Origin of the sequence: Paenibacillus auburnensis, from assembly GCF_927798115.1 — a bacterium.
GTDB lineage: Bacteria > Bacillota > Bacilli > Paenibacillales > Paenibacillaceae > Paenibacillus_AQ > Paenibacillus_AQ auburnensis.
Genome location: NZ_CAKMMG010000001.1, coordinates 1,485,609 through 1,499,506, shown reverse-complemented (window position 1 = coordinate 1,499,506; position 13,898 = coordinate 1,485,609). Strand labels below are relative to the sequence as shown.

The 13,898-nt window shown below is 46.7% G+C and carries 14 protein-coding genes; 13 read left to right on the top strand and 1 reads right to left on the bottom strand.

What is annotated here, in order from left to right:
- Positions 1–64 precede the first annotated feature (64 nt).
- The 9 genes from L6H70_RS06930 to L6H70_RS06890 all read left to right on the top strand — a co-directional run bounded on the left by L6H70_RS06930 (position 65) and on the right by L6H70_RS06890 (position 8,937).
- Positions 65–334: a hypothetical protein gene (locus tag L6H70_RS06930; protein ID WP_236331287.1), complete on the top strand. Its 270-nt coding sequence runs from the start codon at positions 65–67 to the stop codon at positions 332–334.
- Positions 331–1,014 (top strand): hypothetical protein, encoded by a 684-nt coding sequence (locus L6H70_RS06925; RefSeq protein ID WP_236331285.1) that lies wholly within the window; start codon positions 331–333, stop codon positions 1,012–1,014. Before L6H70_RS06930 ends, L6H70_RS06925 begins: the two co-directional genes overlap by 4 nt.
- A gap of 43 nt (positions 1,015–1,057) precedes the next feature.
- A complete protein-coding gene (locus L6H70_RS06920) occupies positions 1,058–1,771 on the top strand; it encodes an AAA family ATPase (RefSeq protein ID WP_236331283.1) in 714 nt (237 codons plus the stop codon).
- 501 nt (positions 1,772–2,272) lie between these two features.
- Positions 2,273–4,426 (top strand): peptide ABC transporter substrate-binding protein, encoded by a 2,154-nt coding sequence (locus L6H70_RS06915; RefSeq protein ID WP_236331281.1) that lies wholly within the window; start codon positions 2,273–2,275, stop codon positions 4,424–4,426.
- A 74-nt stretch (positions 4,427–4,500) separates the two neighbouring features.
- The gene (locus tag L6H70_RS06910; RefSeq protein WP_236331279.1) at positions 4,501–5,463 is read left to right on the top strand and encodes an ABC transporter permease; all 963 of its coding nucleotides are present in this window, start codon (positions 4,501–4,503) and stop codon (positions 5,461–5,463) included.
- A 41-nt stretch (positions 5,464–5,504) separates the two neighbouring features.
- Positions 5,505–6,404 (top strand): ABC transporter permease, encoded by a 900-nt coding sequence (locus L6H70_RS06905; RefSeq protein WP_236331277.1) that lies wholly within the window; start codon positions 5,505–5,507, stop codon positions 6,402–6,404.
- A 1-nt stretch (position 6,405) separates the two neighbouring features.
- The gene (locus L6H70_RS06900) at positions 6,406–7,395 is read left to right on the top strand and encodes an ABC transporter ATP-binding protein (protein WP_236331275.1); all 990 of its coding nucleotides are present in this window, start codon (positions 6,406–6,408) and stop codon (positions 7,393–7,395) included.
- Complete coding sequence (locus L6H70_RS06895; protein ID WP_236331273.1) at positions 7,385–8,341, top strand: ABC transporter ATP-binding protein; 957 nt, start codon at positions 7,385–7,387, stop codon at positions 8,339–8,341. The genes L6H70_RS06900 and L6H70_RS06895 overlap by 11 nt, the downstream gene beginning before the upstream one ends.
- Before the next feature lie 347 nt (positions 8,342–8,688).
- Positions 8,689–8,937, top strand: a complete 249-nt coding sequence (locus L6H70_RS06890) for a hypothetical protein (protein ID WP_054941180.1) — start codon at positions 8,689–8,691, stop codon at positions 8,935–8,937.
- An 11-nt stretch (positions 8,938–8,948) separates the two neighbouring features.
- Here the strand turns inward: L6H70_RS06890 and L6H70_RS06885 are convergent, their stop codons facing one another.
- Positions 8,949–9,815, bottom strand: a complete 867-nt coding sequence (locus L6H70_RS06885; RefSeq protein WP_236331271.1) for a hypothetical protein — start codon at positions 9,813–9,815, stop codon at positions 8,949–8,951.
- Positions 9,816–9,901: 86 nt separating this feature from the next.
- Between L6H70_RS06885 and L6H70_RS06880 the strand changes: the two genes are divergently transcribed.
- The 4 genes from L6H70_RS06880 to L6H70_RS06865 all read left to right on the top strand — a co-directional run bounded on the left by L6H70_RS06880 (position 9,902) and on the right by L6H70_RS06865 (position 13,846).
- Positions 9,902–10,441, top strand: coding sequence for a GNAT family N-acetyltransferase (locus tag L6H70_RS06880; protein ID WP_236331269.1), 540 nt, complete (start codon positions 9,902–9,904; stop codon positions 10,439–10,441).
- 144 nt (positions 10,442–10,585) lie between these two features.
- Positions 10,586–10,963, top strand: coding sequence for an iron chaperone (locus L6H70_RS06875; RefSeq protein ID WP_236331266.1), 378 nt, complete (start codon positions 10,586–10,588; stop codon positions 10,961–10,963).
- Positions 10,964–11,165: 202 nt separating this feature from the next.
- Positions 11,166–12,731: a DNA-binding protein gene (locus L6H70_RS06870; protein WP_236331264.1), complete on the top strand. Its 1,566-nt coding sequence runs from the start codon at positions 11,166–11,168 to the stop codon at positions 12,729–12,731.
- Between the two features lie 308 nt (positions 12,732–13,039).
- A complete protein-coding gene (locus L6H70_RS06865) occupies positions 13,040–13,846 on the top strand; it encodes a hypothetical protein (protein WP_236331261.1) in 807 nt (268 codons plus the stop codon).
- Positions 13,847–13,898 lie beyond the last annotated feature (52 nt).

The window sequence follows — 13,898 nt, the reverse complement described above, 5'->3', positions numbered from 1 at the left end:
ATACTGAAACTTCCAAATTTAGGATGCGTATAAAAGGGAAACGTGTCAAAAGGAGGCTCCAGAAATGGCAAACGGAGCAAAGCGGTTCTTTAAGATTTTTTCCAAAAATATAAAAGAGTTAACAGCTGCAGCCCCCTATCAGGTGAATGGCCTGCGTGTGATCTGCGTGCACTGTCAATATGATAGATTCGATCATGGCAATGCGCAGTTGAACACCGCTTTACTAAGTTTCTTGAATCTGGATTTCGCTAACCGTTCAGCGAATATATTGACCTGCGACCGCTGCGGGTATGTTCATTGGTTCAATAAAGACATTAAGAAGGTCCGGACATGAACAGCAACCGCAAATTTGCCGAATTCGGTGTGTGTTTACTGTCGGTAATCCTGCTGTTTACCGCATGTGATTCCAAGTCCGAAAAGCTGTCCGTTAAGGAAGCTGAAACAATTATTCAGGAGTTGCTGGGTCAGCAGAAAGTCAGTCTGGTTAGTGAGCTGAATGAGATTACACCTCCAGAGGTCTGGTCAGAGACCAAACACCAGATTTTTAAAGACAGCAGCAGCTTAGAGACCTTTGTTGTCGCTGATGGAAAGGCTGCAGTGCTGGGAATTGGGTTCGGTGCCAATGGGGTAACCAGTGTTGTGCCTTACGATATCAATAATGACGGCACCATGGATCTCGTGTATGCTTATTCTTTCGGGTCCGGTATCCATCGCTCAGTGATCTCCTGGATGGATTTAAATACAATGACTGAGTATTCTCCTCAAGGTAAGATAGAGCAGCCCGTTCGTGATTCAATACAAGCGAGCTTCCGCACCTATGATTTGATTTTGGAGAAAGGAAAAAATAAAATCGTCGTTTATCAGATTGTTAATAAGCAGAATAAAGAAGATGTCTATAAAGCTCTGCAGAAGTACCCCTCAAAAAAGGATATTCAATCGATGGACCTTAAACAGGAGGGGCTTCTCTACGTAGAGAATGATGTACTGTTCTATGAAGCTGTAGATGTGAAGTAACCGGGTCTTTGCTTTTTCATAACATAGGTTTGGAGATGATTATATGTTCCTGCGAAGTGTGGAGATTCTACCGAAAAAGGATACGGATCGTTCCCGCTATCCATTTACCATATCAGCCCTGAAAAATCTGCACCGTCTTGAATTCAAGACGAATGTTACCTTTCTGGTTGGCGAAAACGGCTCAGGAAAGTCCACACTGCTCGAGGCAGTCGCTTATCAGTGCGGATTTAATACGGCAGGCGGAGGCAGGAACAATACTTACGAGGTAGATGCTTCGCACTCGGCGCTCGGAGATCACGTGCGATTATCCTGGCTGCCCAAGGTGACCGACGGCTTTTTTCTCAGGGCGGAGACCTTTTACCACTTTGCTTCACATATCGATACGATGCCTTCCAGCTTGAGGTATTATGGGGGGCAGTCATTACATGAACAGTCCCATGGTGAGGCGTTTTTGTCGCTTTTTAAGCACCGTTTCGGAAAAAAGGCGATCTATCTGCTGGATGAACCCGAAGCTGCGCTATCACCAGCCCGGCAATTGTCATTGCTCCGAATCATTAAGGATCTGGATCAAGAAGCCCAGTTTATCATCGCAACGCACTCCCCGATTCTCCTTGGCTATCCGGATGCCCAAATCCTGAACTTTGACAGCCAGCCTGTCGGGGAGATTCAGTACGAAGACACACTGCATTACATTCTAACCAGACGGTTTCTCGAAAACCGTAAGGCGGTATTGAGGGAGCTATTCAGTGATGAATAGGTTCGTTATTAGGAGCCTGATCTCATATCAATAATAGATGGGTTATAGGGTGAATTTACTGTAAGCAGAAGCCGCGCATAGCGCGGCTTTTTTATGCGGATATCGCCCGGAACTTAGACGGGATCTGCTCCCGTATAAGATTAGGGAGAGAGAATTATCGGATTTTTACGAATTTGATAATAATAAATATTATGAAAATGAAGGGATTTTCACGAAATCGTAAATTTTGTTAGTCTAAAATTATCATGAATAGTTATACTAACAAAAATTGAATTCCATTTTTTTCTTGACATGAAACAGTAATAAAATTACAATTGAAGCGGTTACATAAGTGATATACGGGAATAAATGTTAGGTTTTGTGTTATTATTGTCAAGTTGTGTTTGGTTTTAATTTAGGAGGTGAGTAGCTGGAAGTATCATATTGATAGTACAAATGATAACTAATTGATAACGTGTTAGGTTTATTTTGAGGAACATATTTAAGGGGGAACGCTTGAGGATGAAAAAGAAGAATGCTATTCTCGCGCTTATTCTGTCATTTGCTATGCTTTCGGTGACTGCATGCAACAACAACTCAAATAATGCCAACGGCAATAGTGGCAGCGGCAATGATGGGAACAAGCCGGCCAGTACCAATAGTGCGTCTAACACGAAGAATAATTCAGGAGAATCCGCTCCTAAAAATGAAAGCGCTTCTGATCCTGAGATTAAAGCAGGAAGCTCGGTGACTATTTTCAATCCGAAGATGCCTACACTGGATCCGACGCAGTGGCAGGGGCAGATTCTTGTTGAACAAGGTACTCTGCTCGAAGGTCTGTATGGGTACAATCAAAAAAATGAAATCGTCCCTAAGATTGCTACAGGATATACAGTTTCTGAGGATAAAACGACCTGGACGTTTACCCTCCGAAAGGATGCCAAATGGTCTAACGGTGATCCGGTTACTGCCAATGATTTTTATTATTCCTACATGTACCAGCTGGATCCTAAGAATACGACCGCACAGCTGTGGCTTAGCGTACTTAATTTTGTAAAGAACTCTTACGCTTATCACGCTGGGTCGGTAAGTAAAGAAGAAGTCGGACTCAAAGTAATTGATGATTATACCTTGCAAATTACCACTACGCTGCCTCATGCCATCTTGGGTGATCTGGTGCTGGCCGGGGCGATGCCGATGAATCCAAAGGTTGTTGACGCGCACCCGAGTGACTGGTTTGCCCCAGAGAACTTCGTAAGTAACGGTCCGTATATGGTTAAATCGTTCACACCTAACGGAGAGCTTGTAATGGTAAGCAATCCCAATTATGTGGGTGTGAAGGATCAGCTGAACCGCGGGAATGTGGAAACGATCCATGTACTCCCGGCCACAACCGTGCCGGTAGAAGATTACATGGCTGGTAAAACTGAGGTAGCGCTGGTGCAGACTACGTCGGATTTGCAATATGTGAAGTCACATGATCTGAATTCAGAGCTGTTCACAGCACCAAATTATGCCATCAAGTACCTGGAATGGTCCAACCCGACCAAGGAATCCCCGTACGACAAGAAGGAAGTCCGTCAGGCGATTGCCAAAGCACTCCAGCGTAAACCGATTGTAGAATCGGTTCTGAATGGTATGGGCGGAGTAACCAATGTGTTCGCATCACCAGGCTGGCCGACGGAAAAGCTGGAAAAGGGAATTGAAGAGGATCTGGATGGAGCTAAACAGATGCTCAAGGATGCCGGATTTGAAGGCGGCAAAGGGTTGCCGAAGCTGATTCTTTATATTGGTGTTAAGCAAGTGGATCCGCAAGGGGAATCCATTGCCCTGGCGCTTGGTCAGGAATTGCAGCAGGGGCTCGGAATTACAACGGAAATCAAACAGTTGAATGAAACCCAGTTCAATGCCTATCAATATAACGGCCCGCAAGCGGATGCCGAACCAGGATTCATCCTGGCTTCCGGGGCAACGAACTGGAGTGAACCGGGAAGTCTGGATATGGGTGCAACACAGCAGCTGTATTCCATCGGTACACTGGATGCACCGCTTGAAGCTACCCAGAATTTCGTGAATTGGAGCAAAGAAGTCTACTATAAACCTGCTATTGAACAATACGGAGATCCTAATGACGCGAAGGTTGGCGTGGAATGGAGCGATTGGGCTAAGCTTGAACAGGCGGCCAAAGAAGACATCGCCTTCTTGGAAGATTGGACGGCGAAGCAGCCTGCCGAGTGGCAGCCTTATCTGAAGCCGAAGGGAGTACCAACGGCTGCCGAACAGTGGCAACAGATTGTGGATGTATGGAAGAAAGCGAAGACAAATGATGAGAAGCATGCCGCTTTTGTAAGTGCATGGAGCTTCATTGCCCCGAATGCACCGGGCGGAAAGCTGAATCAGAATGCGCTGGATGTACAGGTGTACTATAACAAAACCCAGTCGGATGATTTAAGAGACCTAAGAATGTGGCAGGCAGAGTTCGTCAATGCATTGACAGTTGAAGATGCAGCACCATTCGCTGCTAAAGTTATCAATAACCTGATAGACAATGCCTACGCCATCCCGCTGTTCTATCAGCAGCAGTTCTTCCTGGTGAAGCCGGGTATTACGGGTGTGCAATCGAATCCTTGGGCATGGGGTAACTTCTACGGACTGCACTTCTTATCGGTAAAATAGTCACCAGAAATTTAATAGTCACCAATCAGGGGCACCTCTTCCGGTGCCCTCTGACCGGTAAGGGAGGCGCGGGAATGACTGTAGCAAAGTTTGTGTTAAAGCGAATCGTTCAAATTATAATCACATTGATGCTGGTCATCACAGTCAGTTATATTATGATGTACTACTCGCCAGGCGGATTCATGAACAGTAATATCATGGCTACCGTACTTGCTCCGCTGCAAGGGCAAAACCCTGTTCTTTATCATAAAATCATGGAACAATTCGAAAGCCGGTATGGCTTGAATTTGCCGCTTTGGCGCCAGGTCCTGAAATATATATGGCATGAATTAACCTTCAATTTCGGAAATTCGATGCAGAATCCTTCCTTGAAAATTTCGGATCAGCTGAAGCAGTCTTTACCGATCAGTTCGCTGCTGGCTTTAGGTTCAGTGCTCCTGTCCGTAATTATTGGTGTTCCGCTCGGCATTATTGCCGCATTGAAACGGAATACATGGATTGATTATGTAGTGAGTTCGATCTCACTCGCGGGTCAAGCCATCCCTGCGTTTGTACTGGCGGTAATTATGGTTCTGCTGTTCGGGGTTGTTTTTCAAGGGATATTGCCCGTAACGGGCTGGGGGACATGGAAGGATGTTATTCTTCCGGTGATCTGTCTGGCTGCGGGGAACATTGGTGTGGTGGCCAGATACATGCGGGGAAGCCTAATCGAAACCTTGAGGCTGGATTATATCCGGACGGCCAAAGCCAAAGGTGTGAAATACTGGCCGATGGTTTTCAAGCATGGTGTTAAGAATTCACTGACTGCGATGATTACCGTCATTGGACCCCAGTTTGCATTTACGGTCATGGGAACAATATGGGTAGAGCAGATTTTTGCCATTCCGGGGCTCGGACAGGTGATGCAGTCAGCGTTCACCAGTTTCGACTATCCGCTAGCGATCACTTCAGTCTTTTTGCTCGGTTCCATGATTATGGTCATCAATTTATTGGTAGATATCGTTTATGCCTTGATTGACCCCCGGGTCAAATTATAAACCAATGGAATGCATACGATCTTAGGAGGGGGAGCGGGCAATTGGCAAGCTCAGCTGTAATAAAGAAATCAGATGCTGTCGTAAAGAAAAGAACCTTTCATCGGTCTCCATTCTATCAGGGATGGAAACGCTTCAAAAACCATAAGCTTGCAGTTATCGGCATGGTCTGGGTTGTACTTTTTTTGATTGCCGGGATTATTGGACCTTATGTAGCCCCTTATGACTACCGCAGCGGAGATTTTTTGGCGATTAACCAAGGACCCTCATGGCAGCATATCTTTGGTACCGATAATGTCGGGCATGATATGTTCAGCCAAATTCTGTACAGTGTACGCAGTGCACTTATTATTGCTTTTGGAGCAACAGTAGTCAGCTTCGTGATTGGAATTATCCTGGGCCTATGGGCAGGCTTGCGCGGCGGGATCGCAGATATGATTATTATGCGTGCTGTGGATTTCATGATGACGCTGCCGGGATTTCTTTTTGCCCTGATTCTGGTTATTCTGTTAGGCCGCGGATATACTTCGCTGATTCTTGCTATTGGTATTCCAGGCTGGGCGGGTTATGCCAGACTGATCCGCAGTCTTGTTCTGGGGATGAGGGATGGTGAAATGGTGGAAGCGGCAAGAGCCCTGGGGGCTTCCCAGGCACATATCGCCAGACGCTATATGTTGCCGAATGTCATTGGCAGCATGGGGGTTGCCCTTGCGTTCGGAATCCCCGGCGATCTCACACAGATTGCAGGTTTGAGCATCTTTGGCATGGGGCTTCAGCCGCCAATCCCTTCGTTCGGGAATATGATTGCCCAAGCCAGCGACAATATTCTCGGCTTTCCGTGGCTGTTATACTTTCCGGCGGGCATCTTTGCCCTGACACTGCTGGCTTTTCTGTTTGTTGCAGACGGGCTTCAGGAAGCGTTCAGTCCGAAAGGGGGAAATTGACATGCAAGAACAACCGCTACTCTCTATAGATAACCTTCATGTGAAATTCTCCAGAAGTGAGGATGAAGTTTTTGCCGTTAATGGTGTCAGTTTTGCGATTCATGCCAATGAATCATTGGGGATCGTCGGCGAGAGCGGATCCGGTAAATCCGTCACCTTGATGTCTTCCATCGGACTGCTCCGTGAAAATGGAAAAATCACTTCAGGAACGGCTAATTTTCTGGGGAAGGATTTACTCAAATTACGGCCGAGACAGTTAGAGGATATCCGCGGGCGCGATATCGGCGTTGTGTTTCAGGATCCGATGACCAGCTTGAATCCGGTAATGCGCATTGGGGATCAGATTATGGAGGCCATGCTGACGCATCAATATGCAGGCCGCAGGGAAGCTTTTGAACGGACGATTCAACTACTCCATGAAATGGGAATCCCTGATCCAAAATCCAGATTTAAAAATTATCCGCATGAATTCTCCGGCGGGATGCGCCAGCGGATCATGATCGCTATCGCACTGGCCTGTGAACCGCAGCTCCTGATTGCCGACGAACCAACTACAGCGCTTGACGTTACGGTACAGATGCAAATTCTCGCATTGCTGCAGGACCTGCGCAGAAAACACGGGATGAGCGTAGTTATGGTAACGCATGACTTTGGCCTCGCCACCAACTTTTGCGACAAAATCATTGTAATGTACGGCGGGAAAATCATGGAGATGGCAACCACGGATCAGTTCATCCGCGAGGCGACACATCCGTATTCCATCGGGCTAAAACGCTCCATTATTGAGGTTGGCCATAAGGGAAAAGAGATTATTTCCATTCCGAAGTCAGCAAAGACGCTTACCGAGACTCCTGCCGGCTGCCCGTTTGCCGAACGCTGCACCTACAAAACGGAGCGGTGCCACCATGAGGTGCCTGAGCTCCGTACATTTGGCATAGATCATCAAATTGCCTGTCATCATGCCGAGGAGGTTGCTTCCTATGCCGTCTAGTCCACTCTTGCAGGTAGAGAATGTCTCCAAAACCTTTCGCGTACAAGGCAAGAAGCTGCATGCTATTGAGAATGTATCCTTCACCCTGGAAGCCGGAAAAACGCTGGGGCTTGTCGGGGAGAGCGGATCGGGAAAATCAACACTGGGACGGATGGTCCTGCGTTTGCTGGAATCTGACAAGGGTAAAATTCTTTTTGAGGGAAATGACCTATCCAGTATCAAAAAGAAAAAGCTGCGTGAATTGCGCCGGAATATGCAGATTATATTTCAAGATCCCAAGGCGAGTCTCAATCCGAGGATGACTGTAGGGGAGGCCATTGAAGATGCAATGGCTATCCATAAAATAGGAACAAAGGGTAGCCGGCGGGAACGGGCGGTGGAGCTGCTGGAGCGAGTAGGTCTGCCGGATGAAGTTCAGTATGCATATCCGCATGAATTGTCCGGCGGGCAATTGCAGCGGGTCGGCATCGCCCGAGCGCTGTCGCTGAATCCGAAGCTGATAATTTGTGATGAACCCGTCTCGGCATTGGACGTGTCCATTCAGGTTCAGGTTATTCAGCTGCTGCGCGATTTACAGGAAGAGTTCAATCTTACGTATATCTTCATCTCTCATAATCTGGCGGTTGTCGAGTATTTAAGCGACGATATTGCTGTTCTTTATTTGGGTGAGGTCGTTGAGCAGGCTCCGGCAGATGAATTATTCAAGACGCCAACCCATCCATATACTCAAGTACTGCTTAATTCGATTCTGAAAATCCCGGATAAGCCGGAAAATAAACAAGAGATGTTATCGATTCAAGGGGAGATCCCTTCACCACTTAACCCTCCCGGCGGCTGTACCTTTCATCCCCGCTGTCCTTATGCTTTGGATACCTGCAAGGTGGTAAAGCCGGAACAGAGGAAGGTAGCCGAAGGCCATTTTGCAACATGCCATCTGGTTGAATAGGTAAATACATTCTCAATATAGCAGCAGTCCTCCAGATCGTGGAGGACTGTTGCTTTTTGCTGCTAGCCCACTATATAAATGGAACTTGAAAATATACAATAAGGGAAAAGTGGCGGAAGAGAAGTTTGGAACTGTAGGAGCGATAGCGTCCGCCTTTATGTTTGGATTTCAACCGTGCTCAGCGATTAAATAAAGAAATCCAAACATAACAGCGGCCGGAAGTCCAAAGATTCTCTGCAGTCACTTTCAATCCCATAATAGAAATTCTCGAGTTCGATTAAATCACCTCCCACAAGAGAATGGTATAATGGACAAGAGAATGAACACTGCAGGAGGAAAAAACAACAATGTCTAAAGAATATTCACGCATGTATATTGAAAGTGTAAAGCAGGAACTGCTAAGCCGGCTTGGCCTGAAGCAGGTATATTTTAAGGGGCAGGCGGGTGACGATTTGCTCTATGAGGCATCCGGCTTTGACAGAGGGACGTCACATAAATTTTGCGTGAGAACCAAAACAGGAACCGTCGATGAATCCGTTGCCGGGAAGTGGATGAAGGTCCGCGGCTTTACCATTAAGAGCAAGGAACTAAATTAACCTGAGGAACATCAGAGGAACTCTCCGAACAACTGGTCCAGAACTGCTGTATTGACACCAAGCTTACCCTGCCAGCCGGCCCATGGCATCTCCATATCGGAGCGTCCCCGGGTATTGTTCAAATGAAGCTCTCCATTTAACATTTCTTCTGTATTCGTCCAGTGACCGGGAGTAAGCGTCAAGATCTGATTCGGCAGCACACCAAGCACAGCAAGCGATTGCAGAATCCCCCGGCGCGTACCCGCAGTACCTTTTATCAGGCGGGAGGAGGTCAGCCGCTTCTCAAATTGACCGGGAGTTTCATCAGACGGTGCTGAATCAAGGCTTTTAATGAGCTGTCTGAAAAGCTCAATATCTGCTGCTGCCGGTACAATAGGGCTGTGCTCCAGCAACTCCGCGATCTCCGTTAAATCGGCGTATGCTCCGGTAGTGCTGCTGCCGTATACATTGCCTAGGTGGAGGGTATAGCGGATGTAAGATACATTCTCCCACTGGTCTTTATGAAATCCGCAGGTTTTGCAGCAAATGAAGTGCTTTGCTTGAACGTATTCATGTTCCTTCATCTGCAGCATCCTGTGATAGCTCATCAGGGGAGAAATGCCTCTGGGGAAGCTTCCGCCAACACCCGCTATGAACGCTCCAGTTATCCCTGACCATGACAACCGCTCATCCGATTGAAGGGCCATCAGCTTCCGGTTCCCTTCATCATGGGTGATCCATTCCAGTTCATTTGCTTCCCATCCATATTGCGTAAGTAGCCTGCGCTCTTCAAGGCTTAAGCTCTCCAACCGGTATAGACTGACGCCGCGCTCTGCATCATACCCGGAATTGTCATAACGGTACAGCTTCTTTAATGCAGCCAGCGTTTTTTTGTCCATTCAGCAAATCCTCCTGTGCCATACGCGATCTATTGACTACTAGAATAATGGAAGACTGGGTTTCTTACAAGAAAAGGGGGCTATAGATGAACACTTTCCAGCTCGAGACGAACCGGTTAATCATTAGGGAATTCATGCCTGAGGATCTGGAAGAAGTGCATGCCTATGCATCCAATCCGTTAGTGGCCAAATATATGATCTGGGGCCCGAACTCAGAAGCGGAGACAAGAGATTATCTTAACCAGACTATAGATATGCAAAAGCAATCTCCCCGCTTGGGGTTTGAATTCGCAGTCGTACTGAAAGCTACGAATCAGTTGCTGGGCGGATGCGGACTTCATCTCAGTGACCCGAAGCAGGGGGAGATCGGATATTGTTTCAATCCGCTTTTCTGGAAGCAGGGCTATACAAGTGAGGCGGCGGAGGCTTTGCTCAAGCTCGGTTTCCGGGAGTTTGGATTGCACCGGATTTACGCGACCTGCCGCCCAGACAATATCGGTTCTGCGAAAGTGATGCAAAAGATCGGAATGGTTTACGAGGGCCATTTGCGTGAACATATGTGGCATAAGGGCGGATGGCATGACTCCTACCTGTATTCGATTCTTGAACATGAGTACAAGGGCTGACCTGAATAGATGCCGAAGCTCATGAGTAGGAATGCAAAATGGATTGAACCTTGGAAGACGTAGACGTAGACATGGACATAGATAGTAGTAGTAGATTGGAATCAGAAAAAGGATTAAAACCCATATTCCTTGAGGAGGAACGACATGGAAGTTTTTGCAGAATATTTAGCGAAGATTGATCATCCGGAACATCTGGCTCGCGTGGAAGAAGTGTTGGTTTGGGTAGCTGATTCATTTCCCGGCTTGACACCCAAAATTGCCTGGAATCAGCCCATGTTTACCGATCACGGCACGTATATTATTGGCTTTAGCGTAGCCAAACAGCATATGGCGGTTGCCCCTGAACTGGCAGGGATTAATCATTTCTCTGATAAAATTGTGCAGGCCGGCTATGATCACACGAAACAGCTGGTGCGCATCCGCTGGGAGAAACCGGTGGATTATTCCTTGCTGAAGGAAATGATCGAATTCAATATTGAGGATAAAGCTGATTGTTCAACTTTTTGGCGGAGTTCCAAGTAAAGGCGGATACACGCTCAAGTGTTTTTCCTGTCATGACTGAGACCGATTTAGATCAACAGTATGTTAATGTGTTGTGCGTCTTTCACAAATATATATTAAAATTGTAAAAATAGTAAAATTATATCCTTTTCCATATTCTCCTATGCTATTCTAGTTGCGACCGCCATTGGTCATATCCTAAGAATAGAGTGGAGGAATGTTAATGCTTCATAGCTTCCCGCGTCTGCGCAAAACCTGGACGAGTCTGGCCATTGCCGCTGTTCTGGCTGCGGCTTTAGGAATCCCGTCCCTGAAGGTCAATGCTGAGGGTCCGTCCGATCCGGCTCCCAGTATCACCCCTGCTGCTGCAAACGGCAAGAAAGTTCTATTCGATAATACGCATGCCCAGACCGCGGGCGCAGCGGATTGGGTCATCGATGGTGCCTTTTCCGATTTTGCTGGCGGTTTGGCGGGTGCTGGCTATTATGTGAAGGAATTGCGTAAGAGCACTGCGATTACATTGGCGGATCTGTCCGGCTACGACGTATTTGTGATTCCGGAAGCTAACATTCCTTACAAGACATCCGAGCAGGCGGCGTTGCTCAGCTATGTAAACGCCGGCGGGAGTATTTTCTTTATCAGCGATCATTACAATGCGGACCGGAACAAAAACCGTTGGGACGCCTCAGAGGTTTTTAACGGCTACCGGCGGGGGGCCTGGAGCAATCCTGCACTTGGCATGAGTACAGAGGAAGCTGCTTCGTCCGCCATGTCTGGTGTTGCCAGTTCGGATTGGCTGTCCACTAACTTTGGGGTGAGATTCCGCTACAACGCACTCGGTGATGTCGTAGCCAACAACATTGTGGCACCGTCCCAAGCCTTCAATATTACAAGCGGAGTATCCACGGTTGCCGTTCACGCCGGTTCAACGCTTGCTATTACCAATCCGGCCAAAGCGAAAGGAATCGTCTATGTGCCGACGACTACTACGGCTTGGTCGAGCGCAGTGGATGCCGGGGTATATAACGGCGGCGGAGTAGCGGAAGGGCCGTTTGTTGCTGTGGCCAAGGTAAGCGCAGGCAAAGCAGCATTTATCGGGGATTCCTCGGCGGTAGAAGATGCTTCACCTAAATACAAGAAGGAAGAGACCGGCGGTACCAAGACCACCTATGACGGCTATGCAGAAGAAGACGATGCAACTCTCCTGCTCAACATGGTCAACTGGCTAGCAACGAAGGAAAGCTATACCTCACTTTCCTCGGTACCCGGGCTTACCTTGGATACAGCCACTACGCTGTCCAGCTGGGAATTACCCGCTAACTCCACCCAGCCGGTGGCAGAGCCTTGGGCAACTCCGGCTTCCGGATACAAATGGTATGACCCTTCTACATTTAAAAGCGGTTCTTATGGTGTGGCTGCACCATCAACCACCAACCCGGCTTATGTATTTGAACATCAGGCGACACTTCCCAATCAATATGAATTCCAGGTGAAAGTAATCCTTTCAGGTTTGACAGCCAACTCAACGACTTCCGGCTACAGCCTCGGCATCTATAATGGCTCGGGAACGCAGGTTGCAAAGATCAAGAACAGCGATGGTTCCTGGCCGTCTTCCTATGGCTACAGTTCGGCTTTCTCGCTTACGGCTGATTCTAATGGTGTTGCCTCTAAAACGTTAACCTTGTCCATCAATCCGAACATAACCGGCGCGGCCAGTATGCGTTTGCGATTGAACAGTACGGCCAAATATACAGAGGCGGTGACGATTGCGAACGTACCGGTCGAGTGATGCTTCCTGTAACCCTGAGAGCAGCCGGGTATTTCCCGGCTGCTTTTTTGTGAATAGGGACGCAACGATAAAAAATCTGAAGTTACATATGAAGTTGAGTGATATCTACTATTGCAAGAGCGACTGAAGTTTACTCACCAAGAAGAGGAAGTACTCGACGCCTCAACGTTTTTTGACCGATATTCTGATTGCCTACTCTGGGAAACTTGCCTAGATCAATCTTTCGAGTTCCCTTATTAACAACTAAGTGAAATGTCATATGGGTGACGAGGTTATTCATATATACTTCTTCCAAAGGGAGTGAGGAGATGACTGGTAAAAAAACATCTGTAATAGTGGTGGTAATCAGTTTTGTAGCTATCCTAATACGTTCAGTGCTGCAACTATTAATTCCATCATCCGATCAAACGGTATTGCAACAAAGTGAATTTGTAATGAATGGTACTTTACCAATAGCTTTTATGATTTATGGTACCTTAGCTTTCATTGCAATTACTCTTATTTTTCGCCTAATACATACAGGAATGGGCGGAAGTAGCCATTCGAAAGGTTTAAAAACAGGGTTAATCTACTCTGTCGTCTGGACCGTTTTTTTAGTAGAACCGTTGCCGCATGGTTCTGCAATTGATTTATTTACTTATCCCTTGGCAGACAGTATGGTTCTTATTATTTTAGGATTAATGACGGGGAGATTTATATCGCACAATTCACCAGAGAAAAAGCATCACTTAAGTATCCAATCTATCTCTAACGTTGCAATTATCACCTTGTTTTTTATTGTTGGCAGAATAATTGAATACAGAGTTTTTCATATTTATTCTATGTTTGAACAGGCCCAAGTGAAAACCCTTATCTGGGTCATCTGTGCTGGAATTATCATTGGACTTATGTATGATTTTTTAAATCACACCATTTTGACAGAAAATGCGGTTAAAAAGTCTTTTATATTTGGTGGAATTATGTTTGGAATTAACTTATTGTTTTTCAACTTCTTTCTGCCGCTTGTTTTAAAAGTAGATATTGTAGACATGGGGATTAGAACTTTTATTGACAGCGCCTCAGTAATCTTAGGTTGTTTAATTATAAACATTAGGAGAAGGACAACGTTAGGTTAGGTAAGTTATTATTGAATGTTTGAATGCTGATATTGAACCCCTCATCTGGTAG